General features: G+C 44.1%; 35 protein-coding genes. 23 read left to right on the plus strand and 12 right to left on the minus strand.

Annotated elements, in window-relative coordinates; all coding sequences use genetic code 11:
- Positions 1–10 precede the first annotated feature (10 nt).
- Together tolR and tolQ are read right to left on the minus strand one after the other, a co-directional pair.
- A complete protein-coding gene (gene tolR / locus ICV36_RS01510; RefSeq protein ID WP_215400794.1) occupies positions 11–430 on the minus strand; it encodes a protein TolR in 420 nt (139 codons plus the stop codon).
- Positions 431–465: 35 nt separating this feature from the next.
- Positions 466–1,122 (minus strand): protein TolQ, encoded by a 657-nt coding sequence (gene tolQ / locus ICV36_RS01515; protein WP_215400795.1) that lies wholly within the window; start codon positions 1,120–1,122, stop codon positions 466–468.
- Positions 1,123–1,197: 75 nt separating this feature from the next.
- Between tolQ and glyA the strand changes: the two genes are divergently transcribed.
- Complete coding sequence (gene glyA, locus ICV36_RS01520) at positions 1,198–2,442, plus strand: serine hydroxymethyltransferase (protein WP_215401519.1); 1,245 nt, start codon at positions 1,198–1,200, stop codon at positions 2,440–2,442.
- Positions 2,443–2,488: 46 nt separating this feature from the next.
- Complete coding sequence (gene nrdR, locus ICV36_RS01525; protein WP_215321463.1) at positions 2,489–2,935, plus strand: transcriptional regulator NrdR; 447 nt, start codon at positions 2,489–2,491, stop codon at positions 2,933–2,935.
- Between the two features lie 9 nt (positions 2,936–2,944).
- Here nrdR and ICV36_RS01530 read toward each other — a convergent pair whose 3' ends face one another.
- The 8 genes from ICV36_RS01530 to ICV36_RS01565 form a co-directional block, all read right to left on the minus strand.
- Entirely contained in the window at positions 2,945–3,262 is a 318-nt protein-coding gene (locus ICV36_RS01530; protein WP_215400796.1) for a DNA-binding transcriptional regulator, read from the minus strand.
- Positions 3,252–3,638, minus strand: coding sequence for a type II toxin-antitoxin system RelE/ParE family toxin (locus ICV36_RS01535; RefSeq protein ID WP_215400797.1), 387 nt, complete (start codon positions 3,636–3,638; stop codon positions 3,252–3,254). Before ICV36_RS01535 ends, ICV36_RS01530 begins: the two co-directional genes overlap by 11 nt.
- A gap of 99 nt (positions 3,639–3,737) precedes the next feature.
- On the minus strand, positions 3,738–4,403 hold the full coding sequence (gene adk / locus ICV36_RS01540; RefSeq protein WP_215400798.1) for an adenylate kinase: 666 nt from the start codon (positions 4,401–4,403) through the stop codon (positions 3,738–3,740).
- A gap of 114 nt (positions 4,404–4,517) precedes the next feature.
- Positions 4,518–5,282 carry a 3-deoxy-manno-octulosonate cytidylyltransferase gene (gene kdsB, locus ICV36_RS01545; protein WP_215400799.1) on the minus strand — a complete coding sequence of 255 codons (765 nt, stop codon included), beginning with the start codon at positions 5,280–5,282 and terminating at the stop codon, positions 4,518–4,520.
- Between the two features lie 41 nt (positions 5,283–5,323).
- Positions 5,324–5,503: a Trm112 family protein gene (locus tag ICV36_RS01550; protein ID WP_215400800.1), complete on the minus strand. Its 180-nt coding sequence runs from the start codon at positions 5,501–5,503 to the stop codon at positions 5,324–5,326.
- A gap of 70 nt (positions 5,504–5,573) precedes the next feature.
- Entirely contained in the window at positions 5,574–6,665 is a 1,092-nt protein-coding gene (gene lpxK, locus ICV36_RS01555; protein WP_215400801.1) for a tetraacyldisaccharide 4'-kinase, read from the minus strand.
- A 25-nt stretch (positions 6,666–6,690) separates the two neighbouring features.
- The gene (locus ICV36_RS01560) at positions 6,691–7,173 is read right to left on the minus strand and encodes a biopolymer transporter ExbD (protein ID WP_215400802.1); all 483 of its coding nucleotides are present in this window, start codon (positions 7,171–7,173) and stop codon (positions 6,691–6,693) included.
- Complete coding sequence (locus ICV36_RS01565; protein ID WP_215400803.1) at positions 7,170–7,829, minus strand: MotA/TolQ/ExbB proton channel family protein; 660 nt, start codon at positions 7,827–7,829, stop codon at positions 7,170–7,172. The genes ICV36_RS01560 and ICV36_RS01565 overlap by 4 nt, the downstream gene beginning before the upstream one ends.
- Before the next feature lie 313 nt (positions 7,830–8,142).
- Between ICV36_RS01565 and xseA the strand changes: the two genes are divergently transcribed.
- The 3 genes from xseA to ICV36_RS01580 are packed head-to-tail and all read left to right on the plus strand — an operon-like array spanning position 8,143 to position 9,916.
- Entirely contained in the window at positions 8,143–9,360 is a 1,218-nt protein-coding gene (xseA, locus tag ICV36_RS01570; protein WP_215400804.1) for an exodeoxyribonuclease VII large subunit, read from the plus strand.
- Between the two features lie 53 nt (positions 9,361–9,413).
- On the plus strand, positions 9,414–9,656 hold the full coding sequence (locus tag ICV36_RS01575; RefSeq protein WP_215400805.1) for a type II toxin-antitoxin system Phd/YefM family antitoxin: 243 nt from the start codon (positions 9,414–9,416) through the stop codon (positions 9,654–9,656).
- Positions 9,653–9,916: a Txe/YoeB family addiction module toxin gene (locus ICV36_RS01580; RefSeq protein ID WP_215400806.1), complete on the plus strand. Its 264-nt coding sequence runs from the start codon at positions 9,653–9,655 to the stop codon at positions 9,914–9,916. Before ICV36_RS01575 ends, ICV36_RS01580 begins: the two co-directional genes overlap by 4 nt.
- 4 nt (positions 9,917–9,920) lie before the next feature.
- On the opposite strand, the gene murB is transcribed toward ICV36_RS01580, so the two are convergent.
- Positions 9,921–10,958 carry a UDP-N-acetylmuramate dehydrogenase gene (gene murB, locus ICV36_RS01585; RefSeq protein ID WP_215400807.1) on the minus strand — a complete coding sequence of 346 codons (1,038 nt, stop codon included), beginning with the start codon at positions 10,956–10,958 and terminating at the stop codon, positions 9,921–9,923.
- A gap of 126 nt (positions 10,959–11,084) precedes the next feature.
- On the opposite strand from murB, the gene ICV36_RS01590 reads away from it, so the two are divergent.
- From ICV36_RS01590 to ICV36_RS01640, 11 genes are all read left to right on the plus strand, one after another.
- The gene (locus ICV36_RS01590; RefSeq protein WP_215400808.1) at positions 11,085–11,570 is read left to right on the plus strand and encodes a YajQ family cyclic di-GMP-binding protein; all 486 of its coding nucleotides are present in this window, start codon (positions 11,085–11,087) and stop codon (positions 11,568–11,570) included.
- Between the two features lie 69 nt (positions 11,571–11,639).
- Complete coding sequence (locus ICV36_RS01595) at positions 11,640–11,939, plus strand: BrnT family toxin (RefSeq protein WP_215400809.1); 300 nt, start codon at positions 11,640–11,642, stop codon at positions 11,937–11,939.
- A complete protein-coding gene (locus ICV36_RS01600) occupies positions 11,926–12,198 on the plus strand; it encodes a BrnA antitoxin family protein (protein ID WP_215400810.1) in 273 nt (90 codons plus the stop codon). The genes ICV36_RS01595 and ICV36_RS01600 overlap by 14 nt, the downstream gene beginning before the upstream one ends.
- Positions 12,199–12,239: 41 nt before the next feature.
- Entirely contained in the window at positions 12,240–13,172 is a 933-nt protein-coding gene (gene xerD, locus ICV36_RS01605; protein ID WP_215400811.1) for a site-specific tyrosine recombinase XerD, read from the plus strand.
- Positions 13,173–13,189: 17 nt separating this feature from the next.
- Positions 13,190–13,822, plus strand: coding sequence for a glycerol-3-phosphate 1-O-acyltransferase PlsY (plsY, locus tag ICV36_RS01610; RefSeq protein WP_215400812.1), 633 nt, complete (start codon positions 13,190–13,192; stop codon positions 13,820–13,822).
- 56 nt (positions 13,823–13,878) lie between these two features.
- Positions 13,879–14,250, plus strand: a complete 372-nt coding sequence (locus ICV36_RS01615) for an MAPEG family protein (protein WP_215400813.1) — start codon at positions 13,879–13,881, stop codon at positions 14,248–14,250.
- 100 nt (positions 14,251–14,350) lie between these two features.
- On the plus strand, positions 14,351–15,142 hold the full coding sequence (locus ICV36_RS01620; protein WP_251375043.1) for a GTP cyclohydrolase I: 792 nt from the start codon (positions 14,351–14,353) through the stop codon (positions 15,140–15,142).
- An 85-nt stretch (positions 15,143–15,227) separates the two neighbouring features.
- On the plus strand, positions 15,228–16,037 hold the full coding sequence (locus ICV36_RS01625) for a hypothetical protein (protein ID WP_215400814.1): 810 nt from the start codon (positions 15,228–15,230) through the stop codon (positions 16,035–16,037).
- 8 nt (positions 16,038–16,045) lie between these two features.
- Positions 16,046–16,261 carry a hypothetical protein gene (locus ICV36_RS01630; protein ID WP_215400815.1) on the plus strand — a complete coding sequence of 72 codons (216 nt, stop codon included), beginning with the start codon at positions 16,046–16,048 and terminating at the stop codon, positions 16,259–16,261.
- A 183-nt stretch (positions 16,262–16,444) separates the two neighbouring features.
- Positions 16,445–16,753 (plus strand): high-potential iron-sulfur protein, encoded by a 309-nt coding sequence (locus tag ICV36_RS01635; RefSeq protein WP_215400816.1) that lies wholly within the window; start codon positions 16,445–16,447, stop codon positions 16,751–16,753.
- Positions 16,754–16,835: 82 nt separating this feature from the next.
- Entirely contained in the window at positions 16,836–17,378 is a 543-nt protein-coding gene (locus ICV36_RS01640) for an HPP family protein (protein WP_215400817.1), read from the plus strand.
- 24 nt (positions 17,379–17,402) lie between these two features.
- Here the strand turns inward: ICV36_RS01640 and ICV36_RS01645 are convergent, their stop codons facing one another.
- Positions 17,403–17,543 carry a hypothetical protein gene (locus ICV36_RS01645; protein ID WP_215400818.1) on the minus strand — a complete coding sequence of 47 codons (141 nt, stop codon included), beginning with the start codon at positions 17,541–17,543 and terminating at the stop codon, positions 17,403–17,405.
- Between the two features lie 185 nt (positions 17,544–17,728).
- Between ICV36_RS01645 and ICV36_RS01650 the strand changes: the two genes are divergently transcribed.
- Genes ICV36_RS01650 through rfbH form a run of 7 tightly spaced genes read left to right on the plus strand, consistent with a single transcriptional unit; the run spans position 17,729 to position 25,638 of the window.
- Positions 17,729–19,204, plus strand: coding sequence for a mannose-1-phosphate guanylyltransferase/mannose-6-phosphate isomerase (locus ICV36_RS01650; protein ID WP_215400819.1), 1,476 nt, complete (start codon positions 17,729–17,731; stop codon positions 19,202–19,204).
- 30 nt (positions 19,205–19,234) lie between these two features.
- A complete protein-coding gene (gene gmd / locus ICV36_RS01655; protein ID WP_215400820.1) occupies positions 19,235–20,326 on the plus strand; it encodes a GDP-mannose 4,6-dehydratase in 1,092 nt (363 codons plus the stop codon).
- Positions 20,326–21,264: a GDP-L-fucose synthase gene (locus tag ICV36_RS01660; protein ID WP_215400821.1), complete on the plus strand. Its 939-nt coding sequence runs from the start codon at positions 20,326–20,328 to the stop codon at positions 21,262–21,264. Before gmd ends, ICV36_RS01660 begins: the two co-directional genes overlap by 1 nt.
- Positions 21,254–22,420, plus strand: coding sequence for a DegT/DnrJ/EryC1/StrS aminotransferase family protein (locus ICV36_RS01665; protein ID WP_215400822.1), 1,167 nt, complete (start codon positions 21,254–21,256; stop codon positions 22,418–22,420). The genes ICV36_RS01660 and ICV36_RS01665 overlap by 11 nt, the downstream gene beginning before the upstream one ends.
- Positions 22,421–22,440: 20 nt before the next feature.
- Positions 22,441–23,214 carry a glucose-1-phosphate cytidylyltransferase gene (gene rfbF, locus ICV36_RS01670; RefSeq protein ID WP_215400823.1) on the plus strand — a complete coding sequence of 258 codons (774 nt, stop codon included), beginning with the start codon at positions 22,441–22,443 and terminating at the stop codon, positions 23,212–23,214.
- Positions 23,211–24,287 carry a CDP-glucose 4,6-dehydratase gene (gene rfbG, locus ICV36_RS01675; protein ID WP_215400824.1) on the plus strand — a complete coding sequence of 359 codons (1,077 nt, stop codon included), beginning with the start codon at positions 23,211–23,213 and terminating at the stop codon, positions 24,285–24,287. Before rfbF ends, rfbG begins: the two co-directional genes overlap by 4 nt.
- A gap of 7 nt (positions 24,288–24,294) precedes the next feature.
- Positions 24,295–25,638: a lipopolysaccharide biosynthesis protein RfbH gene (rfbH, locus tag ICV36_RS01680; protein ID WP_215400825.1), complete on the plus strand. Its 1,344-nt coding sequence runs from the start codon at positions 24,295–24,297 to the stop codon at positions 25,636–25,638.

A 25,638-nucleotide genomic window follows, 5' to 3' on the forward strand; every position in this document is an offset into this window, starting at 1 on the left:
AAGCCTAGCCTTACTGGGTCTTGACTGCAAGGCCAACCCGCTTGACGCCATTCTCTTTGAGTTTGGACATCACTTCCATCACGGTTTCATATTTGATGGATTTATCTGCGGCAATCACAATTGGCTGGTCTGCAGATTTTTCTGCTTGTGATCTTGCAAAAGCGCCAAGCTCAAATTTATTTAGCGTTTGTGTGGGATCACCATCTTTGCGCACAATGACATTTTCGTTGGCATCAATGGTTAAAAAGACGGGTGGTAATGATTGCACCTTGGCACCACCCACGGTTGGCAAATTGACAACACCTGGATTGACCATGGGCGCAGTAACCATAAAGATCACCAACAACACCAACATGACATCGATGTAAGGAACAACATTGATGTCAGACATTGCCCGACGTTTGCTTTTACGTAATGAAGAGCCAGCCATAATTTTTTCGCTTATCGATTCGCTAAGTAATTCAATTAGCGTCCAGCAGTTTGACGCTGCAAGATGTTGGTGAACTCTTCAATAAAAGTTTCGAAGCGAATAGAGAGGCGATCCACATCTGTGGCTGCACGGTTGTAAGCAACCACTGCCGGAATTGCCGCAAACAAACCAATGGCTGTAGCGATCAGTGCCTCTGCAATGCCAGGGGCAACTGCAGAGAGAGTGGCATTTTGCACGTTCGCTAAACCGCGGAAGGAGTGCATGATGCCCCAAACAGTGCCAAAGAGCCCGATATAGGGGGAGACTGAGCCCACGGATGCCAAGAAAGGTAGATTTGCTTCTAAGAGGTCCATTTCACGTTGGTAAGTGGCTTTCATGGCGCGGCGGGCGGCGTCAATCTCACGACCTTTGGTGAACTCCTGCATTCCGGCTTCAAAGATGTGCTCTAGGACGGCATCGCTGCGGGTATTGCGCTGGGCAGCCTCCAGGAGGGTGTTGAGGTCTCCGCCGGCCCAAAAGTCACGCTCAAAGCGCTCGGTATCCTGGCGGACCCCACGTAAAACAGCTGTTTTCTTGAAAATAATGGTCCAAGAGGCTATCGACATGCTGAGTAATAACAACATTACCAACTGTACTAATAGGCTGGCATTCAGGACTAGGGAGAGGAATGAGAGGTCTTGTGTAGAGGTCATGGTGGATTTTGTATGATGTAGGTTGATTTTACTAAGTTAATGAACTTAGTAATCCAACTTTTTAGGATTATTGCCATGTTTGACCGTCAGAACACTTTAGCCAAAACCGACCCCCAGTTGTGGGAAGCCATCCAAAACGAAAATAAGCGTCAGGAAGACCATATTGAGCTGATTGCTTCTGAGAACTACACCTCTCCAGCAGTGATGGCAGCGCAAGGCTCTCAGTTGACCAATAAGTACGCAGAAGGATATCCAGGTAAGCGTTATTACGGTGGCTGTGAATTCGTGGACGTGGCTGAGCAATTGGCAATCGATCGTGTCAAAGCTTTGTTTGGTGCTGAAGCGGCAAACGTGCAACCGCATTGTGGTGCTTCTGCTAACCAAGCGGTCTTTTTGGCATTTTTAAAGCCAGGCGATACCTTTATGGGCATGAGTCTTGCCGAAGGCGGTCACTTGACTCACGGTATGGCTTTGAACATGAGCGGTAAGTGGTTTAACCCCATTGCCTATGGTCTCGATAAAAATGAAGAGATTGATTACGAGCAAATGGAGCGCCTGGCTCGCGAGCACAAACCTAAATTAATTATTGCTGGCGCATCTGCATATTCCTTAAAGATTGATTTTGAGCGCATCGGTAAATTGGCAAAAGAAGTAGGCGCAATTTTTATGGTCGACATGGCTCACTATGCTGGTTTGGTTGCTGCAGGTGTGTATCCAAATCCTGTGCCACATGCAGACATCGTGACATCAACCACCCACAAGAGCTTGCGTGGACCACGTGGCGGCATCATTTTGATGAAGGCTGAGCATGAGAAGGCGATTAATTCTGCTGTGTTCCCGGGCTTGCAGGGCGGTCCTTTGATGCATGTGATTGCTGGTAAAGCAGTGGCGTTCAAAGAAGCAGCGGAGCCAAGCTTCAAAGATTATCAAAAGCAGGTGGTAGCTAATGCAAAGGCACTTGCAGAAACATTGATTGCTCGTGGCCTACGTATTGTTTCTGGTGGAACAGATTCTCATGTGATGTTGGTTGATTTGCGTGCCAAGAAAATGACGGGCAAAGAAGCGGAGCGTGTGTTGGGCGAAGCGCACATTACTTGCAATAAGAATGGCATCCCGAACGATCCTGAAAAACCAATGGTTACTAGTGGTATTCGTTTGGGTACACCTGCGATGACTACTCGTGGATTTAAAGAAGCTGAAGCAAGACAAGTAGGTAACTTTATTGCCGATGTTTTGGATAACCCAAATGATCCAGAGAATATCGCTAAGGTGCGTGCGCAAGTTGCTGAGTTGACTGAGCGTTTCCCGGTTTACGGTTAAGTACTAATTAAGCAATTAGTAACCCAATCAAGAAAAGAAGAGTTCATTGCGCTGCCCTTTTTGCCATAACGAAGATACCCAGGTTCTAGATACCCGGGTATCTGACGAGGGCGATACTATTCGCCGTCGTCGCCGTTGCGCCAAATGCGACAAGCGCTTTACAACTTATGAGCGTGTTGAGTTAGTGCTTCCGGCAATCGTGAAGAAAAACGGTAGCCGGGTTGAGTACAGCCACGACAAGTTGGCTAGCTCAATCAAACTAGCACTTCGTAAGCGCCCAGTTTCTTCAGACTCCGTTGATGAATCCATAGCTCGTATCGAGGAAAAACTTCTTAGCCTTGGTGAAAAAGAGATCCCAAGCGAACGTGTAGGTGAATTGGTGATGCGCGAGCTCAAGCGTCTCGATAAAGTGGCTTATATTCGTTTTGCTTCGGTTTACAGAAGCTTTGCAGATATTGAATCTTTTGAGAGCGCCTTAAAAGAGTTGAAATAAATCAATGGGTTAGAGGACTACGTCTAAACCCTTTCTTTCAATAAGCGACAAAAGTTTTAAAGATGGTCCACTCGGGCTTTTATCGCCCGCCTCCCATTTTTGAATGGTTGATAGACTGGCATTAATAGCGACCGCAAACACTGCTTGGCTTAAGTGAGTTTTAGCCCTTAAGCGTTTTATCCTGGTAGGAGTCATTGGCTTTACATCAAGATTTTTTAAGGCCTCAAACTCATCCATGCTTTTCTTTGTGATCACTCCTGCTGCATGCAAGCCCAATACCGTCTCTTGCATCTCTTGAATAATTCGACTTTTCTTATTATTTTTCATCGATCTTTATTTCCTCTAATTTACCTTCGTCAATAGCGATATCTATTTCTCGATCTACCAAACTTAACAGTCTTTTTGCCGTTTCTTGGAAATAGATTAATTCTTCATTGCTTATGTTGGATTTTTCATTCTTTGCAAAACCATACATAAAGTACCAACATCTCAAAAGTTTGGTTGCCACGACCACTCTGGCACCTCCTCTTTTACCTATGCCCTGGAGTTTCACTCGCTTTTTGTAAACATTGCAACCCAAGTCTGCGTCGATGAGACCTTTTTCCATTTCCTCAACTGCGCTCAATAAGCTACGGTCATTTAAAGTATTTTTGCTTAACCATCTTGCAAATGGTTTAGTTACAAAGATGCGTTTTTTAGTCATCCAAAACTATATCACTTAGTGGTATAGAGATAATAACCTATATCTTGATAATGAAAAAGGGGTTGCCATGGCAACCCCTTTAAGGAAGGCGCAAACTTATTATTTCAATTCAGCAAAAATCGAAGCAGTAATATCTTCAACACTACCCGTGCCGCTCACCTTGCGATAGGCGGGCGCCTTCACTTTGTCTGCAGGACTGGCTTGAGCAGCCCATGATGAGTAGTACTCCACTAGTGGGCGAGTTTGATCGTCATAAACCTGTAAGCGCTTGCGAACAGTTTCTTCTTTGTCATCGTCACGTTGGATCAATGGATCGCCAGTAACATCATCTTTGCCTTCAACCTTTGGTGGGTTGTACTTGATGTGATAAGTGCGGCCAGAAGCAGGATGAACACGACGTCCGCCCATGCGATCAATGATGGCATCAAACGGCACATCAATTTCTAAAACGTAATCAATAGGCACACCAGCATCTTTCATTGCCTGTGCTTGGGGAATCGTTCTTGGAAAACCGTCAAACAAATAACCTTTGCTGCAATCTGGCTGAGTCAGGCGATCTTTTACAAGGCCGATAATGATGTCGTCGGAAACAAGGCCGCCGGCATCCATAATTTTTTTAGCGGCAATACCAAGTTCAGTTCCCGCTTTCACAGCAGCGCGCAACATATCGCCTGTGGAAATTTGTGGAATAGCGAATTTTTCGCAAATAAACTGAGCTTGTGTGCCTTTTCCAGCACCTGGTGCACCGAGCAGAATCAACCGCATTGTTTTCCCCTTAGAAGAGCTGACATTGTCCCGTATTTTGTTGGGATCTTAGAAACCTATTGCCTAGGATTATCCCCGAGAAGATTAAAGCTGCCAGGTTGGTGGTGTGTTGGCTTAGGAGCTAGCCAGTAGCTGGCGCACTCTTTTCAGGTCTTCTGGGGTATCGACCCCAGCTGGAGGAGCCTCAGGGGCCGTATGAACCGCTATGCGGTAACCGTTCCAGAGGGCGCGGAGTTGTTCTAGGGCTTCAGCCTGCTCTGGGGGTGCCGACTCTAGACGGGTGTAGGCCTGCAGAAAGTCGGCTCGGTAGGCGTAGATGCCTAGGTGACGTAAATGCTCAGTTTTATGGTTTACCTCCGAATCTCTTACAAAGGGTATCGGCGCTCTTGAAAAATACAATGCCTCGCCTGAGCGATTCAGAACGACTTTCACCACATTGGGATTGTTGATCTCAGCGCCATCGGTAATGGGTACGGCAACGGTAGAGATGGCACATTGGTCGTGATTCGCTAAAGTGTGCGCTACCTGATTGATTAATTCTGGTGGAATGAGTGGTTCATCACCTTGCACATTCACAATCAAAGCATTGCTTGGTAGCTTGAGAAGTTGAGCAACTTCTGCAATGCGGTCAGTGCCGGTAGGATGATCTGCTCTAGTAAGTAAACACTCAATGCGGTGTTCATCACAAGCGGCTTGTATTTCTGGTGAATCCGTTGCAACCACAACGCTTTGCGCAAGTGATTGCTTAGCACGTTCTGCAACACGAATTACCATGGGTTTACCACCAATGTCCGCCAAAGGTTTACGTGGCAAGCGAGTGGATCCCAGTCTGGCTGGAATAACGACTAAAAAATCAGGAGCCTTAGAGTCAGCGTGCATTGCTATGACTTACTGTGCGGTGATATTGAGGATGTAAATATTTAAGCAATTTCATCGGCGCTGAGCGTGCGCGCCTCATCCACCAGCATGACTGGCACATCATCGCGGATTGGGTAAGCCAGGCGATCTGCTTTACAAATAAGTTCATGTTTTTCGGCATCTAAATGCAATTGGCTTTTGCACAAAGGGCAAACCAAAATATCGAGTAGTCGTTTATCCATGATTTCTTAAATGATGTTTTTAAATAAGTGATGAGACAGTGTAGTGCTTTGTGAGCCAAAATCACAAGCGCTACAAGGTATAGCGATAGGGATCTGGTCGTTGAAGTATGGATTGCAGCCATTCAGCCAAGCTATCTGGGAGGGCGAGAGTCATTGGAACGACCCAAATACGCTCATCGCTAATGTTTGCGCACTTCACCGCATCTTTTTCCGTAATCAAAATGCATTGCGCATTGAGTCTCTCGAAGAACTCGGCAGTGTATACGGCGTGATCAGGCAAAGGAATCGCTTTGCCAGCAATTCCCTGTTTCAATAGATCATCAAAAAATCGCTGTGGATTACCTAACCCAGCAACAGCAGTAATCTTATTGGGTAAATAACTATCGGCAACTTGAGAGAGTGACTGTGTATTTGTTGGATTATTCAATTGATAGGCGTTGCCCAAAGTGCTCATGAGTGAGAACGCACGACGCCCTAAAAAGTATTCATCCTGTGGACCAAGTTTGGAGTCATTATCTTTGGCTTTGCCGGTAAAAAGTGTTGCATCGCGTTCGCGTGTGACAGGTTCGCGCAGCGGACCAGCAGGTAGTAAAAACCGGTTACCCTCACCGCGTCCATCTCGCACAACAAATTCAATATCACGACCACCTTCGCGAGCGGGCCAGCGAGCTAAGCCATGGTGTTGGAGTCCATCGTCACTAATAATGACATTCACATTTGAGGAGTGCTTGAGTAACGCTCGGATACTTTTCTGGCGCTTTGGAAACACCCAGATCGGAAATTGATCATGCGTCCGTTTTGCAATGAGTACAGGTTCATCACCCACCAAAGATGGATCAGAGTCGCTGCGGACCTGCAAAGGGGCTATTTGTGCAGAAGAACCATAGCCCCTACTGATAATGCCGGGTCTCCATCCAAGTTGCTGCAATCGTTCAGCTAGAGCAATCACAATAGGTGTCTTGCCTGTCCCACCTGCGCGAATATTACCCACAATAATCACTGGCACTGGAGCGGGCTTTTGTTTTACTAAGCCCGTATCTTGAATTAACTTACGTACACGTATCACCAAACCATACAGCCAAGATAGTGGCCACAGAAATAAGCTTGTGGGACCGCGTCTTTCCCAAAACTTGGGTGCTTTACGGAAAAAAGAAAAGGACATGAAAAATAGTTTCTTTATTTGGAAATTATTTCTTAGTTTGAGTATTAACTTGGCTACTAAAGACAATATTAGAGAGATTGGCATCGCGCGCGGCTTCAAGAGCGCTCATTACTGCCTGATGTGGTGCTTTAGCATCAGCATCTATATTGACTTGGAGCGTATTTACGCCTTCTTTCTGGCTGCCGCTCCCACTAAGCTGAGTTAATACAGCACTAAGTTGTGAGCGGTCTGTGACTTTTCCATTAATTGCAAAGCGGCCATCGCGACTCACTGCAATGTGTATTTGTTTTACCTCTGCTTGGCTTTCGCTGCCATTGGCAGTAGGTAAGGTGATAGCTAATTCTTGATAGCGTGTGAAAGTTGTGGAGATCATCAAAAAGATCAGCACTACTAAGAGCACATCAATAAACGGAATGAGATTGATTTCCGGCTCCAACGACGTAGCGCTAGGTGTTCCCCCTAAAGAAAATCTTTTCTTAGCTTGTGGATGAGTTTCTAACCAACTCATTTTGAAGTATCAACAGTCTGGTTTGATACGTTTGGATAGAGCTTCTTAAAGAGTTGACGCGTAAATTCTTCGCATTCACGTTGGCGTTGGTTGGCCATTGCACGCAGACCTCTCCATGCAGCTAGCGCTGGTATAGCAATCAGCAGGCCAAAGGCAGTGTTGTACAAGGCTACAGAAATACCGTGCGCCAATTGTTGTGGGCTACCTGCTGCACCATTGATAGCGCCTTGGCTGCCAAAGATCTCAATCATGCCAACTACCGTGCCAAATAAACCTAATAGCGGTGCGATAGTGGCGATCGTAGCGAGTGCGCCGAGGTAGCGATCTAATTTTTGCCAAGTCGCTTGTGCGGTGGCTTGTAATTCTTCTAAAGCTGTCTCTGCACTGCTGCCCGATAACCTTTCCTTCAGTGCGCATGCCAGTAAAGTACTGGCTGGAGAAGGACTGGCTAAAGCTGCAATCTGTTGTTCGGAAACAGTGGATTTGCTTGCAACAATTTGATTTGCAAGAGAAAAGATGTTTTCTAGGCATTTTTTGGGAAAAATATGCGTTTGACGTAGATACCAGGTACGTTCGAGGGCAATCGCCAAGCCCAAAATAGAAATAATGAGTAGGGGCCAAATGGGCCAGCCAGCGGATAGTAAGATGGAGTACATAAGCTCAGTACTTTAGCTGAATTAAAAAGCCTGTTTCAGAAAGCCATCCTGTGGATAACTCTGTGCAAAACTTTTTTGAATTTGTTCTGTAAGTCCTTGATAGATGGTTGATCAGATTTGATATTGATTTAAATTGGATCGCTTGCTTAGATTAATCTTTATATAAATCAATGACTTATAATTAGTATGTTGGATTTATGAGACGTTTTGGGTCAGTAATTACTTACTTATGTGTATTGAACCTAAGGCGAATCAGTAGCTGTGGATATTTATTGGCGCCAAAGCCAGATGGCTGTGAGATTAAAGAGAAAAAATGTCGGAAATGTCAAGGGAAATTCTAAGTGTTGGCGATCTGAACCGCGCTATTGCAGCTTCTTTGGAGGACCGCTTTGATACCGTCTGGGTCAGCGGTGAGATTTCCAACTTTAAGGCCTATGACAGCGGGCATTGGTATTTCTCATTAAAGGACGAAGAGGGTCAGATTCGCTGCGTCATGTTCCGTGGCCGCAATGGTCAGGTTGGGTTTATGCCGCAATCTGGGGATTTGGTAGAGGTTAGCGCCAGTTTGGGCATGTATGTGCCCCGCGGAGATATTCAGCTCACCATTCAGACTTTGCGTCGCGCTGGGATGGGCGGTCTCTATGAAGCCTTCTTAAAGCTCAAAACCAAGCTAGCCAAAGAGGGTTTATTTGATGATGAGCGTAAACGAAAAATTCCAACGCACCCGCGATCGATTGGCATCATTACTTCCCCACAAGCTGCTGCACTCAAAGATGTATTAAGTACTCTGGCAAGAAGAGCGCCGCATATTCCGATTGTGATTTATCCAACCTTGGTGCAAGGACCAGATGCGCCAGCTGGAATTATTGCTGCACTCAAAGCTGCCAATACCGAAAAAGCAGTAGATGTCATCTTGCTAGTACGCGGTGGCGGCAGCATTGAAGATCTGTGGGCATTTAATGATGAACGGCTTGCCTATGCCATTGCGGATTCTGCAATACCCGTAGTGAGTGGTGTTGGTCATGAAACGGATTTCACAATCGCCGACTTTGTTGCTGATCTGCGTGCACCAACTCCGACGGGTGCGGCAGAGCTAGCGGCACCACGCCGAGATCAAATGTTGCAAGAGCTTGACGCCATCATGCAGACTCTGATTCAACGCATCAATCAGAGGGTTGAACGTGAAGCACAAACTTTGGATCAATTAGCGCTACGACTGAGTCACGCCTTGCCTAACCCAGATCGCATGCGAGAACAAATACAAAGTTGGCAGCAACGATTAAATCAAGCGTGGTCAGTTCGCGTGGATGGCTGGAAGCGTAATCAAGCGCACTATCAGTCTCAGTTAGAGATGCTCAATCCGCAAAGAACATTAGAGCGTGGTTATGCGGTGATACTGAGTAAAAACAAAGAAGAATTGCATGCGGTACGTGATCCAGTCGAGCTCAATACGGAACAAGGTTTTCAGATTAGGTTAGCTGAGGGTCAAGTAGAAGTACATTTTGCAGATGTAATTGGGGATAAGTCATAAAGCAGGCTTGACAAAGCGTACGCTTTTACGTACCATAATGGCTGGAGATCAATATGACAACTATCACCGCAAGTGAAGCTAGAGCTGGGCTTTATCGCTTGATTGATCAGGCGGCAGAGTCTCATAAACCAGTGACAATTTCTGGAAAGCGCGCCAACGCCGTGCTGATTTCTGAGGAGGACTGGAGTGCGATTCAGGAGACGCTATACCTGATGGCAATTCCTGGAATGCGTGAGTCTATTAAAGACGCCATGGCAGAGCCTTTGGCAAAGACCAAAAGAGCCCTAAAGTGGTGACTTGGAATTTAGTATTTTCCAAGTATGCAATAAAAGACGCAAAAAAATTATCAGCTGCTGGATTGAAAGAGAAAGCCCAGGCCTTACTTGAAATTTTAGAAATAGATCCACTACAAAATCCACCGCCTTACGAAAAACTGGTAGGAGATCTTAAGGGCGCATATTCTCGACGAATCAACATTCAACATCGATTGGTTTATGAAATCTTTCGCAAAGAAAAGGCGGTTCGAGTTCTAAGAATGTGGACACATTACGATTGAGCCTTTAAAAAATATTGGGCTCTATCTGCAAACTAACACCAAATTTGTCATGCACTTTATCTTGAATGCATTTTGCAAGGCCTAGAATATCTTGAGCTGTGCCGCCGCCATGATTTACTAGTACCAAGGCTTGATTTTCATAAACACCAACTGAACCCATGCGTTGACCTTTAAAGCCACATTGATCTATCAGCCAGCCTGCCGCTAGTTTACGTTTACCAGGTAAGTCTGGATATGAGGCTAGGCCTGGGTAAGTTTTGATAAGAGTCTTATATTGTTCGTTTGGAACAACTGGGTTTTGAAAGAAGCTCCCAGCATTACCAATAACCTTTGGATCGGGAAGTTTCTGGGTACGAATTTTACAAACCGCCAGAAACATGTCTTCTGGACTCGGGTTAGAGTTCTCAGAAAATTGCTTTGCAAGATCAGCGTAGTGAATGCGCGCTTTCCAAGTCTTGGGAAGTTTAAAAACGACCTTTGTCACGATAAAGCGGTGGGGATTTTGTTTGAAGTAGCTATCGCGATAAGCAAAGCGGCATGCCTCATTTTGGAGGGTGACAAAGGCTTGCTCTTTGGCATCAAATGCTTCGATGCTGTCTATGTAATCTGAAACCTCTACACCATAGGCGCCGATGTTTTGAATGGGTGCTGCCCCAACCGTCCCAGGGATGAGTGCTAAGTTTTCTAAACCGGGCAAATCATTTTCGAGTGTCCAGGTAACGAGTTCATGCCAATTCACACCGCCACCCACTGCTAAAAGGGTTGAGCTAGAATTACTGGAGATAATTTCTTGCCCAATGATATTCATGAGCAGAGTGACTCCTGGCAGATTAGCGGGGAGGATCACATTGCTGCCGCCACCCAATACTCTCCACTTCTGTTTATGGGAGGTAATTTCGGACATGACCGCTGGAATTTGCTCGGGGGAGTTAATTTCATAGGCGAATTCGGCCACAGCATCAAAGCCAAACGTATTGCGATGTTTAAGCCCTAAATTAGGGGTTAACTTGGTGGGAGTGGACGCATTTGGGGCGCGAGTCATGCCACAATCTTATTCGTAAACGAATCTAAGGTAGTTTTTTTGTATATCAGGCAGAAATTATGGCCACAAGCCTTAGAATTTCGCAAAAAGTTATACCGAATAAGCAAGATTAATTAAGGAGCAGAAATGCCATCATTTGACGTTGTGTGTGAGCCGGACATGGTTGAGCTCAAAAATGCGATTGAGCAATCCAATAAAGAAATCAGCAATCGATTCGACTTTAAGGGCTCTGATAGCCGTGTAGAGCAAAAAGATGAAGTGCTTATTTTGTTTGGTGACGATGACTTTAAATTAGGTCAGGTCCGTGATGTTCTCGTTGGCAAAATGGCCAAGCGCAATGTGGATGTGCGTTATCTCAAGGATGACAAAACCGAAACCATCGGTGGTGATAAGCGCAAGCAAACGATGAAGATCCAAAAGGGCATTACATCTGAGTTGGCTAAAAAAGTGGTGCGCATCATCAAAGACAGCAAGCTCAAAGTGCAGGCAAGCATTCAGGGTGATGCAGTGCGTGTTACTGGTGCCAAGCGCGATGACTTGCAAGAAACGATGGCCTTACTTAAAAAAGAAGTAACAGAAGCGCCATTGGGCTTTAATAATTTCCGTGACTAGGGCGCTGATAAGGTTGCATCAGTAACCCTTTGCTCTATGAGTGCATGTATATTATGATAATATACATGTATGATAGATTTTCAACGAATTACTGGATTCCAGTTGGATGCTGGAAATGCTTACAAGAGCCGAGAGAAGCATGATGTAACTCAGGGTGAGGCTGAGGAAATTTTCTTTAACCAACCTCTAATGGTTTCTAGTGATGAAAAGCATAGCCAAGGCGAGCAGCGTTATTTGGCCTTAGGTGTTACTTCGGTTGGTGAATTTTTGTCGGCAGTTTTTACCTTGCGAAAGAATGCCACCCTAATTAGGGTGGTTTCTGCGAGACCAATGAGTAAGAAAGAGAGGGCGTTTTATGAAAAAGCCTAGCAAAACACTTCCTAAATTCAAGAACGAAAAAGAAGAGCGTGCATTCTGGGAAAAGAATGATTCTTCAGAATATTTTGATTTAACAAAGGCTGTGCGAGTCACGATGCCGAATCTAAAGCCAACAACCACTTCAATATCGCTTCGCTTGTCCCAAAGTATTCTAGAAAATATTAAGTTGCAAGCAAACAAGCTTGATGTGCCGTATCAATCTTTAATGAAGATATGGCTTGCGGAAAAGCTGGAAGAAGCTGCTAAATAGTTGTTGATAGTTGGCTGCCGCAATTCTCTTTGCTTCCAAATATGCCAATCTCTGAACATAGTCAAAATAAAATAGCTCCAGCAAGCCAGGATGCAATTGAGCGCTTCTGCGATGCTTGCTGGCTCGAGGACGGGTTAGCTCAAAATAGCTTATCTGCATACCGAAGAGATTTATTGTTATTGGCCCAGTGGCTATATAAAGACTCTGGTATCGACCTATATGGTGTTACTGAAAAAGATCTCACCGCCTACATAGCGTATCGCCGTGCTGATAAAGCTACTACCGCAAATAGACGCTTGACCGTCTTTAAGCGTTTCTATCGTCACGCACTTCGTATTAATTTAGTGAAGAGCGATCCTTGTATTGGATTGCGCGCTGCTAAACAAGCGCTACGTTTTCCTAAAACGCTTAGTGAGGATCAGGTTACTGCATTGCTTCATGCGCCTGATATTGAAACCCCATTGGGATTGCGTGATCGCACTATGTTGGAATTAATGTACGCCAGTGGTTTGCGCGTTTCGGAAATCGTTTCATTAAAAACAGTGGCATTGGGTTTAAATGAAGGTGTAGTGCGTGTGATTAACGGTAAGGGTGGTAAAGAGCGCTTGGTGCCGTTTGGTGGTGAAGCTGGCCAATGGTTAAGGCGCTACTTGGCAGAGGCGCGCACCCCATTATTGGAGGGTAAAACAACGGATGCCGTATTTGTAGGACGCCACACCGGCACTGGTTTAACTAGACAAGCATTTTGGGCATTGATTAAGCGCTATGCAACGTTGGCCAATATTCCGGTGGCTTTATCACCCCACACCTTACGTCATGCTTTTGCTACCCATTTGCTAAACCATGGCGCTGATTTAAGGGTCGTACAGCTTCTTTTAGGCCATGCGGATATCTCTACTACCCAGATCTATACCCATGTGGCTAGAGAAAGACTTAAATCCATACATCAGCAACACCATCCAAGGGGTTCATAAGTGTTTAAGATAGCGTTATGAAATTGACCCTTGATCTCTTGCTTATCCCGATTGCCTATTTAATCGGCTCTATTTCATTTGCGGTAGTGGTAAGTAAGTGCATGCGCTTGCCTGACCCTCACTCTTATGGTTCTGGAAATCCGGGCGCAACCAATGTATTGCGAACTGGCAATAAGTTGGCTGCCGTCTTAACGCTGATCGGCGATGCCTTAAAGGGTTACTTTGCGGTCATGCTGGCGCGAGTATTGCTGGGAGATGAATCTCTGACCTCGACGATGAACTCGTGGCTTTTGTGCGGTGTGGTGCTCGCCGTATTTTTGGGCCATCTTTTCCCAATATTCCATGGCTTTAAAGGTGGTAAAGGCGTTGCCACTGCCTGCGGTATTTTGTTTGGCATAAATTGGGTCTTGGGATTTGCTACGCTGAGTACCTGGATTATTGTGGCGATGTTTATGCGCTACTCTTCTTTGGCGGCGTTGGCAGCAGCAATCTTTGGCCCCATCTATTTTGTTTTCTTATTCGGCTTACAGCCAATGGGCTTAGCCCTGTTAGTTGTTTGTGTATTACTCATCTGGCGCCATAGAAGCAACATCCAGAATTTACTCAATGGCAAGGAGAGTCGTATTGGCTCCAAAAAGACCTCAACATAACAAAAAATAACCAAGCAATAACCAAAAATAACCAACAAACAATTAAGGTACTTCTGATGACTATTGCTTATGCTTGCATTCTTTTTATGGGTCTCTTGCCTTATGTGGCAGCCGGCATCGCTAAAAAAGGTTTTGAAGGCTATGACAATGCCATGCCTAGACAGTGGCTGGCAAAGCAAACAGGATTTAGAGCTAGAGCTAATGCAGCCCAAGCCAATCTATTTGAATCCTTGCCGCTCTTCTTTGCGGCAGTAATCATTGCCTCAATTGCCAATGCCCCGCAAGACAGAATTGATCTGCTGGCGATGGGATTTGTACTGGCGCGTATTGCCTATCTTATTTGCTATGTTGCTAATTGGCCAACGACTAGATCAATCGTCTGGTTGTTTGGGATCATTTGTGTAGTGGCATTATTTTTCCAGATCTAAGAAGCAAAATAATTAATGCAGGCAAAGTTATGCAGCACGTACAACAGAACGCCATCATTAAATTGAATAGAACTATTAAAACTGAGACAGATTAATTTTTATGCCAGCCAAAAAACCAGCGGTAACTAAAAAGCCCCTAGCTTTAAAAAAACCATCTACTAAGACGGCAACTAAAAAAGTAACAGTTTCCAAAAATGCATCTACAAAAGAGGGTGTTGGATTGCCATTGTCGGTGGTGATTCGTCGCCGTATTGAGGCGCAGAATGCACGCTTTCATGCAAATGACAATATCTCTGCATTTATTAAGCCTGGAGAGTTAGAGGGTTTGGTTGAGGAGGTTGCCCAGAAGATGCAGGCTGTCTTAGAGAGTCTGGTTATCGATACTGAAAATGACCATAACACTCAAAATACGAGTCGTCGTGTAGCAAAAATGTATGTACAAGAGGTCTTTAATGGCCGCTATGTTGAACAACCAGTCCTAACGAAATTCCCCAATGTGAGCCGCTTAAATGAGTTAATGATCATTGGGCCTATTACAGTACGTAGCGCCTGTTCTCATCATTTGTGCCCCATCATGGGCCGCATTTGGATTGGTGTGTTGCCTAGTAAAGAATCTGCCTTAATTGGACTTTCAAAATATTCACGCTTAACTGAATGGGTCATGTGCCGCCCGCAAATTCAGGAAGAGGCGGTTGTGGAGTTGGCAGACATGCTTGAGAAAAAGATTAAGCCAATTGGTGTTGCAGTGGTTATGGATGCTGATCACTTCTGTATGCAATGGCGTGGTGTTAAAGATCGTGATTCCAAGATGATTAACAGCGTCATGCGTGGAGCGTTCTTGAAAGACTCTAACTTGCGTAGAGAGTTCTTGGCCTTAATTGATCGCAAGTAATCCAATGAAAAAGATTCTTAGCCTTGCTGTTTTATTGATTGTGGGTTGTACTAGCGGCCCTACTTGGCAAGATTATCAATCTTTCTTGGATGAAAAAGTGGAGTCCCCGTTTTTTTACGTACCACCATTAAATAAAAAAGATTATTCAGATCGCACCTGGATTTTGCTAGCAGAGTCTAAAAATAAAAACTGGTTTTATGATCCCTATACATTGAGCGAGGACGAGGACGGGGTTCTCTCTTTTGCTGCTTACATTGCGCCGAGAGAGAAAAGTAACCTTCCTCCATTTAATGCCACTATTGTTGGCCCTTATCTCCAAAAGATTGATTGCTTTAGTAATAACCAATTGTCAGAAACTTTTTACGCCCAAAATGTTTCATCTAAAGGTCCATTGGTGGGTGACACTAAGTCCGTAAATGGATTTGGCTGGATAAAGATTGTGCCCAAAACAGCTTTAGCTTATGTGCGCTCCCGTCTCTGTGGCAGAAAGTTTATTGACGATAGCAATGTGAATTACTTTCTCTATCAAGAAGGCGCTTTACCAGCCCCAATTTCTAAAAAGGTGCCTGAAGAAGTGCTTGATGAAAAGACAAAAAAGCTGCCACCCGTCTTTTATGAAGTTATCAATAACGAAGTAATAATCACTGATTCAAAAAAAGACGTTCGCCAATTACTAGTGAGCTCTTATATTTTGGATAAATATTTAACAAAAAATGCTGACTATATTTTCATGGCTAATTGCCAAGAAAATTCATACTCATTAAGTATTCAAGGTCAAGGTACTAAATCTAGCGGCGCTATTGGTGCAAAAGATTTGTTACCGGCAGTAGCGTTTAATAGGGCGTGCGGCAATCATGGCGCGTATATGAAAGTTGTAAATAAAGATAAAAATTGATTCCAAGCATGACCCGACTCAGATATTGGTTTTCTTTGCTATTGATCCCGCTCAGCATTGCTGCATGCTCATCTTTCCCCTCGGAAAATCAAGATCCATCTAAAAATAACAAGGTGATTTACAACCAAGATTTAAAGGAATGTAAAGAAGATTACCCTGAAGCTGGTTCGGGTGTTCACATCCGCCAGTGGATTAATTGCATGAAGCTGAAGGGATGGAGTTGATTAATGTTTTTAGTCTGAAATTTTATGAGAACAATTCTCATCTATATTTCTATATAAATCATTGACTTAGGTAGTTGCTAGCACTTCTAAATCTTCTCCACTATGATTTGTTCAGTATTCAAAGTTGCGCATTGCTTCTCGATGCGCATGCAAGTTAATCACTGATTTATTTTTGGAGAATCCATGAAAAATAGTCGTCGCCAATTTATGATTTTGTCTGCTGCTGGTGCTTGCACCCTTGCATTGAACGGTAAGGTTCAAGCTCAAGCCATGGTTGCAGAAACTGATCCACAAGCTGCTGCACTCGGTTACAAAGCAGATGCCTCTAAAGTAGATAAAGCAAAATATGCTAAGTATGCCGCTGGTCAACAGTGCGACAATTGCGCTCTGTACCAAGGTAAGCCTGGTTCAGCTGCAGGTGGCTGCTCTTTATTTGCTGGCAAGCAAGTTGCCGGTAAGGGCTGGTGCTCTGCTTATGCGAAAAAAGCCTAAACTTAAATAAGCTTCAGTGCTAAAGGCTGCCTAGGCAGCCTTTTTTATTACACTTGGCCACTGAGCACATTGAGGGATTTAAATGAAGTATTCATTTAGCCAATTTTTAAGACATCTCCAGTTTTATTTGGGCGGCGATCAGCCTTCAGTAAGCTGGTTGGAAAGAGTGCGTGCGGTATCGGGAGCTTTTATTGGGCTTATCTTGGTGTTCGTCACCGCTAAATATCTTGGGGAGCTTAGTGGCATAGATGAATGGCTGATGGCATCACTTGGGGCCAGCGCTTTACTGGTGTTTGCTTTGCCAGGCAGCCCTATGGCACAGCCGTGGGCGGTCATTGCTGGCAATACCATCTCTGCGCTGATTGGTATTAGCTGTATTCATTTGATTGACCAGCCTTTATTGGCTCTGCCTACGGCTGCTTCAATGTCAATTTTGGGGATGTTTATTTTGCGCTGTCTTCATCCACCAGCTGCGGCGGTATCTTTGATTGTGGTTTTGGGGCATATTGGCAGCTATCGCTATGCCATTTTTCCGGTGATGGTGGATTCTGTTTTGTTGATACTGGCTGGGGCGGTTTACAGTAATCTGACTGGTAAACCCTACCCCAATAGCCCTCCTAGATAGGTTTCTAGAGGGCAATTTCATTTTTTACTTAATTTTTCCTGCGGCAATAGAGGCTTTGCAGTCTAAGATGCCGTAATTTTGGAACTTGCCAGCATTCTCTTTGCGGATGGATTGGCCGCATTCGGTCAGGGAGTTGCAAAGGTTAATTTTTGGGATATTGCCCATAGTGATAGCTCCTGTAGTGATTTCTATAGTTATTGTTTGAATTCAATATGTAACACAGCGCCATTGTGCTTTTTGCTGGCGCCTATTGGGATTTTAATAAATTCCTTAGGTTTGCTAAAGAGGAGCTATAAACCCTTTAAAATCTAGTTTTATTGATAAAAAGTATATTCATAGCTTTTAATTTTATGGCTTTAGTGATTCCAGTCATTCTTTGCGGCGGTTCCGGCACACGGCTTTGGCCTTTGTCCCGTTCGGGATTCCCAAAGCAATTTTTGGTTCTCTCGGGCGACGGCTCATCTCAAAGCCTTTTTCAGCAGGCGGTAGAGCGCATTAATTCTGTCGCTAGTTCAAAAAATACGCTAGGTAATACTTTGGTGGTCACCAATGAAGACCACCGATTTTTAGTACTGGATCAGTTGCGTGAAATGAAATCAGTTCATGCTACTTTGTTATTGGAACCTGTAGGTCGTAACACAGCACCTGCGTTAAGTATGGCTGCTTTTTGTGCGCAGCAGTTAGCTCACGATCAAGATCCTATTTTGGTAATTACACCAGCAGATCAAACGATTCAAAATTCTGTGGCCTTTACTAAGGCATTACAAGACTGCATTGATGTGGTTGAAGAAAATAAACAAAGTATTGCTATCTTGGGTATTACACCAACTGCGCCTGAAACAGGCTATGGGTATATTCAACGTTCAGGCGCTAAGGATCAACATAACGCATTTGTAGTGGATCGTTTTGTAGAAAAGCCTGACTGCCAGACTGCGCAAAGTTATTTGGCTGAGGGCGGCTATCTTTGGAACAGTGGTATGTTTGTCCTGAAGGCCAGTACATGGCTTTCAGCTCTTGAGGAATATCGAAGCGATATTTATAAAGCTTCAGAAAAAGCATGGCAAACCCAATCTGAAGATCAAGCTGATGGCGTGCAATTCATCCGCCCAGGAAAAGAAGAGTTTATGGCGATTCCAAGTGAATCCATCGACTATGCAGTGATTGAAAAGTGTCCCAAGAGTGCATACACCATCAAGATGGTGGAATTGGATGCCGGGTGGAATGACCTTGGTGCTTGGGATGCTGTTTGGCAAGTTGGTAAGCAAGATCAAGATGGCAACGTTACTAGTGGCGATACTTTGCTGACGAACTCTAAGAACTCCTTAGTGCACGCCAACAGCCGCTTGGTAAGTGCTGTTGGGGTTGAAAATCTAATCATCGTAGAAACGGCAGACGCAGTATTGGTGGCTGATCGCAAAAATAGCCAAGACGTTAAAAACATTGTGAACCTGCTGGAGTCACAAAGGCGGGAAGAGAAAAGCCTGCATCGTAAGGTCGCCAGACCCTGGGGTTGGTATGACAGCGTAGATGAAGGCGAGCGCTTCAAGGTGAAGCGAATTCAGGTCAAACCAGGCGCCAGCCTATCCTTGCAGATGCATCATCACCGCGCTGAGCACTGGATTGTGGTTAAAGGTGTGGCAGAGGTTACCAATGGGGATCAAGTCATCACGCTCAAAGAAAATCAAAGTACTTATATTCCGCGGGGGCAAACGCATCGTTTATCTAATCTCGGAGAGACTCCATTAGAGATTATTGAGGTACAGTCTGGTGGTTATTTGGGTGAAGATGACATCGTACGTTTTGAGGACACCTATGGCAGAAATTAGTCGAGAATTTTAAAAAAGCAGAAATTTGATATGAAAAATAAAAAAGTAGCACTGATTACTGGGGTAACTGGGCAAGATGGTTCTTACTTAGCTGAGTTTTTATTAGGCAAAGATTACGCTGTACATGGCATTAAGAGGCGCACCTCTTTATTTAATACCGACCGTATTGATCATTTATTCCACGACCCTCATGAAACGGGGCGAGACTTCACTTTGCATCACGGTGATATGACAGACTCCAGTTCATTGACGCGAATCATTCAGCAAGTGCAGCCCGATGAAATATATAACCTTGCAGCTCAAAGCCATGTAGCGGTCAGTTTTGAGGAGCCAGAGTACACCGCCAATAGCGATGGCTTGGGCGCCTTGAGAATTTTAGAGGCCATTCGAATTTTGGGGTTGGAGAAGAAAACTCGCTTTTATCAGGCCTCTACTTCAGAGTTGTATGGATTAGTGCAAGAGATTCCGCAAAAAGAGACGACCCCTTTCTATCCAAGAAGTCCTTATGCGGTGGCTAAGCTTTATGCCTATTGGATTACCGTGAATTATCGTGAGGCTTACGATATGTATGCCTGCAATGGCATTCTCTTTAATCATGAGAGCCCCAATCGTGGCGAGACATTTGTTACCAGAAAAATTACGCGAGCTTTAGCGCGTATTAAGTTGGGGATTCAAGATTGTTTGTATCTCGGTAATTTAGATGCAAAGCGTGACTGGGGTCATGCCAGAGACTACATTGAGATGCAATGGTTGATGCTTCAGCAAGATATTCCGGATGACTACGTGATTGCTACAGGCGTGCAATATAGTGTGCGTGAATTTGTAGATGCTGCAGCCAAGGAGTTAGGTCTCGTTATTCGTTGGGAGGGCAACGGTGTTAATGAAAGGGGCTATACGGCAGATGGAAAATGTGTAGTTGCAGTAGATCCACGCTACTTTAGGCCTACCGAGGTAGAGACACTACTTGGCGATGCCACTAAGGCGCATCAAAAGCTTGGCTGGAAACCTAAAATTACCTTTGCAGAGCTGGTCTCAGAGATGGCTAAGGCTGATATGGTGGAAGCGGAATTCGATCTGCAGGTTAAAAAGAGTGGCCATAAGGCATTACGCAATCAGGGCTAATGAGTAACAAGCCAAAAGTTCTCTTAACGGGTGGTCGCGGAATGGTTGGTAAAAACATTCTAGAACATGCCACGGCTAGAGATTTTGATTTTTTAGCTCCAACAAGTGCAGATTTAGATTTGCGTGATCTTGCAAAAACTCAAGATTTTTTCTCTAAGCATGCCCCCGATTTTGTTATTCATACGGCTGGTTTAGTGGGCGGCATTCAGGCGAATATGGCAAGACCAGTAGATTTCTTGGTGGAGAACGTAGACATAGGGCGCAATGTCATCATGGCATCCCGATCTGCGGGGGTAAAAAAACTTCTGAACTTATCTAGTTCCTGCATGTATCCACGTAATGCAGAAAACCCATTAAGAGAAGAGCTAATTCTTAAAGGCGAGTTAGAGCCAACCAATGAAGGATATGCGTTAGCCAAAATATTTGCGTTGCGTCTTTGTGAGTATTTGCATAAAGAGGACGCATCACTTCAATATAAAACGTTTATTCCCTGTAATTTATATGGGCGATTTGATAAGTTTGACCCCAAGCATTCGCATTTAATACCGGCAATTATTCATAAGGTGCACTTAGCAAAAGTGAATAATGAAAAGACTGTTGAAATCTGGGGTGATGGCGATGCACGTCGTGAGTTCATGTATTCAGGGGATTTGGCTGATGCAATTTTGCGTGCTATTAGTAATTTTGAGGATGTGCCGACCTTAATGAATGTTGGTTTAGGTATTGATCACAGTATTAATGAGTATTACGAGGCTGTGGCAAAAGTGGTCGATTGGCATGGTGAATTCGTACATGACCTTACAAGGCCGGTTGGTATGAAACAGAAATTGGTATCTGTTGAACGTCAAAAAAAATGGGGATGGTCGGCAAAAACATCCTTAGAAGAGGGTATATCTAAGGCATATGATTTTTATTTAAAGGTTTCCAATGAGTTTTAAATATCCACTTGCTACTGCTACCTGGGATGAGTCCGAATATCAAGCCTTACAGGACGTGATCTCTAGCGGCATGTTTACCATGGGTCCTAAGGTCGCTCAATTTGAGAAAGACTTTGCAAAATACATTGGTAGCAAATATGCGGTGATGGTAAATTCAGGCTCCTCTGCAAATTTGCTGATGGTAGCCGCACTTTTTTATACCAAAAATGCACGACTCAAACTCAGTCCTGGTGATGAAGTTATTGTCCCTGCTGTATCCTGGAGTACGACTTACTACCCGCTCTATCAATATGGGCTGAAGATCAAGTTTGTAGATATTGACTTACACACTCTGAACTATGATCTGGAGCAACTAAGCCAAGCGATTGGCCCAAATACACGAGCTGTAGTGGCAGTTAACTTACTTGGCAATCCCAATGATTTCACGAAACTGAAAACAATAATTGGTGATCGCGATATTGTTCTTATTGAAGATAACTGTGAATCACTAGGTGCTGAATTTGAAGGTAAAAAAGCGGGAACATTTGGTGTCATGGGTAGCTTTAGTACTTTTTTCTCGCATCATATCTCCACGATGGAGGGCGGTCTTGTTGTTACTGATGATGAAGAGCTTTATCACATCCTGCTTTCTCTACGTGCGCACGGTTGGACCAGAAATCTTCCAAAGGAAAACCACGTTTGTGGCACAAAGGGTGATGATCCATTTGAGGAGTCATTCCGCTTTGTTCTTCCCGGGTATAACGTTCGACCACTAGAAATGTCTGGCGCTCTAGGTATCGAGCAGGTTAAAAAATTACCGCATTTAATAGCGGAGCGTCGTAAAAATGGCGCATTACTGCAAAAGGCTTTGGCAAATCATTCGGATTTACTAATTCAAACTGAGATTGGCCACAGCAGCTGGTTTGGTTTTAGTTTAATTATCAAGCCTGGATCTTCATTGACCAGAAAGGATTTGGTGAAGAAGTTAACTGATCTTGGCTTCGAGTGTAGACCCATCGTCACTGGTAACTTTGCTAAGAATGAAGTAGTGAAATACTTCAATTCAGAAGTGCATGGCCAACTAAAAAATGCTGAGCATGTTGATCGCAGTGGATTGTTTATTGGGAATCATCATTATTCGATTTCAGATGCAATTGAGATGTTGAAAAATATTTAAATTATCTTTGAAGGCTTTATATGAAGGCAGTCATTCTTGCTGGTGGTTTGGGAACTAGAATTTCAGAGGAAAGCGCATCTCGTCCTAAGCCGATGATTGAGATTGGCGGTAAGCCAATCCTCTGGCACATCATGAAGATTTATTCGCACTACGGAATTAATGATTTTATTGTTTGTTGTGGATACAAGGGCTATGTGATCAAGGAATATTTTGCAAATTATTTCCTGCATACTTCCGATGTTACTTTTGACATGCAAAAAAATTCCATGGAAGTTCATCAGCGCTTTGCTGAGCCTTGGAAAGTAACCCTGGTGGATACTGGTGAGGATACGATGACAGGCGGACGACTCAAGAGGGTTGGGGAGTACGTTAAAGATGAGGAAGCATTTTGTTTTACTTATGGCGATGGTGTCTCGGATATCAATATTCAGGCGCTAATAGATTTTCATCGTCAGCAAGCGGTAAAGGCCACGTTAACGGCTGTATATCCTCCTGGCCGTTTTGGCGCTCTTGATATTGCTGGAAATAAAGTGATTACGTTCCAAGAGAAGCCAAAGGGTGATGGTGGAATGATTAACGGCGGATTTTTTGTTCTTTCTCCATCTGTTCTCAGTCTATTGAAGGGTGATGAAACCATTTGGGAAAGAGAGCCTTTGGAAAGTTTGGCCAAAAGCGGTCAAATCAGCGCATATGAGCACCGCGGATTTTGGCAGCCTATGGATACACTGCGCGATAAGAATTATTTGGAAGATTTGTGGTCTAGTGGCAAAGCCCTTTGGAAACTTTGGAAATGAATTTAGCTAAAGTGGATTCCCTTTTCTGGAAGGGTAAAAAAGTTTTTTTAACGGGTCACACTGGCTTCAAGGGAAGTTGGCTATCTCTTTGGCTTAGCTCCATGGGTGCGGAGGTCGCTGGTTATGCATTAGCGCCAAATACCACGCCAAATCTTTTTGATGTCTTGAACATCAAGGGTCAAATAAAGACATCGCACATTGCTGACATTAGAAATCTAGAAATTTTAAAAAGTGCCATGCTTGAGGCGTCCCCGGATATTTTGATTCATATGGCTGCACAACCCCTAGTACGCTACTCTTATGAGAATCCTGTTGAAACCTATGCAGTTAATGTAATGGGCACGGTAAACGTCTTGGAGTCGGCAAGAAAAATCCAGTCACTTAGAGCAACTGTAGTTGTTACTACAGATAAATGTTATGAAAACAAAGAGTGGGTGTGGGGATATCGTGAGAATGAGCCGATGGGTGGTCATGACCCCTACAGTAATAGCAAGGGATGCGCTGAGCTAGTGACTTCTGCATATCGCCAATCGTTTTTTAATCTAGCGGATAATCACAATGCTGTAGCTTCAGCTAGAGCAGGTAATGTAATTGGTGGTGGAGATTGGTCTATTGATCGACTTATTCCTGATGCAATTAAAGCATTTGAAGCCAATCAATCCCTGACGATTCGTAATCCACTAGCAACGCGTCCATGGCAGCATGTTTTGGAGCCCCTATCTGGGTATCTCATTCTGGCGCAAGGGCTTTATGAAAAGGGAGGCTCACTGGCTTCTGGATGGAATTTTGGTCCTAGAGATGAAGATAACCGTTCTGTGCAGGAGGTTATTGATCTCATGATTTCAGGTTGGGGTGGAGCGGCTCAATGGGAGAGGGATGGTGCAGGGCAGCCTCATGAGGCAAATCTATTGAAATTGGATTGCTCAAAAGCACGTCAGCAACTTGGCTGGGTTCCAAAATGGGATCTAGAAACAGCCATCAAAAAAATTGTAGAGTGGCAAAAGTCATTTCAAGGCAATGCAAATATGCGAGATGTTAGTCTTGCTCAAATTAATCAATATACCAATACCTAGGTTATTTATGAACACACAAGTAATTGATATTAAAAAACTCGAGCAAGAAAAAATTCGCAAGCAAATTGCTGATTTGGTTGATCAGTATGCGGCCATTGAATTTGCCCCAAAAGCATTTACACCAGAACAAACAGTCATTCCTCCATCAGGTAAAGTCATTGGTGCTGAAGAACTTAAAAATATGGTGGATGCTTCATTAGATGGCTGGTTAACAACAGGGCGCTTTAATGATCTTTTTGAGAAAAAGCTTGCAGAATTCATTGGCGTAAAACATGCCATTACTGTTAATTCTGGGTCTTCCGCTAATCTAGTGGCATTTTCAACTCTGACTTCATCTAAGCTCGGAGATCGTGCTATTAAGCAGGGTGATGAGGTAATTGGTGTGGCCGCTGGCTTTCCAACAACAGTTAACCCCATTATTCAATTTGGCGCTGTACCGGTATTTGTTGATGTAGATCCGGTTACTCATAATATTGATGCCTCTAAGATTGAGGCAGCAATAAGCCCCAAGACGAAAGCGATTATGTTGGCTCATTCGCTGGGTAATCCATTTAACTTAGATCTAGTCACGGCAATATGTAAAAAATATAACCTTTGGCTTGTTGAAGATTGTTGCGATGCCTTAGGCACAACCTATAAAGGTCAGATGGTAGGCACTTTTGGTGATATTGCTACCCTCAGTTTCTATCCTGCACACCATATAACAATGGGTGAGGGTGGGGCAGTATTTACGAACAACTTTGAATTGAAGCAGATTGCTGAAAGCTTTCGTGATTGGGGGCGCGATTGTTATTGCCCACCGGGAAAAGACAATACTTGCGGCAAACGATTTTGCTGGAAGTTAGGAAATTTACCTGAAGGATACGATCATAAATATACCTACAGTCATTTGGGATATAACCTGAAGATTACTGATATGCAGGCAGCCTGCGCTTTGGCGCAGCTTGAAAAAGCACCCGCATTTATTCAGGCCCGTAAGGACAACTTTAAATTTCTAAAAGAACGTCTGAAGTCTTGTGAAGAATTTTTGCAGTTACCTGAAGCTACTGAAGGATCGGATTCATCATGGTTTGGATTTCCAATTACTGTGAAAGAATCATCCCCTGTTTCTAGACTCGATTTAACTACCTATCTCGATCAAAATAAGATTGGCACTCGTTTGTTATTTGCCGGTAATTTGACTCGTCAGCCTTATATGGTTAATGCAAAATATCGCGTCAGTGGCGAGTTAGTTAATACTGATAATGTAATGAGCAATACATTTTGGATAGGGGTTCAGCCTGCCCTAACCAAAGAGATGCTGGAGTATGTGGCTGTAAAAATTGAAACCTTCTTAGGTATAAATTTTTGA

Origin of the sequence: Polynucleobacter sp. MWH-UH35A (assembly GCF_018687075.1) — a bacterium.
Taxonomy (GTDB): Bacteria; Pseudomonadota; Gammaproteobacteria; order Burkholderiales; family Burkholderiaceae; genus Polynucleobacter.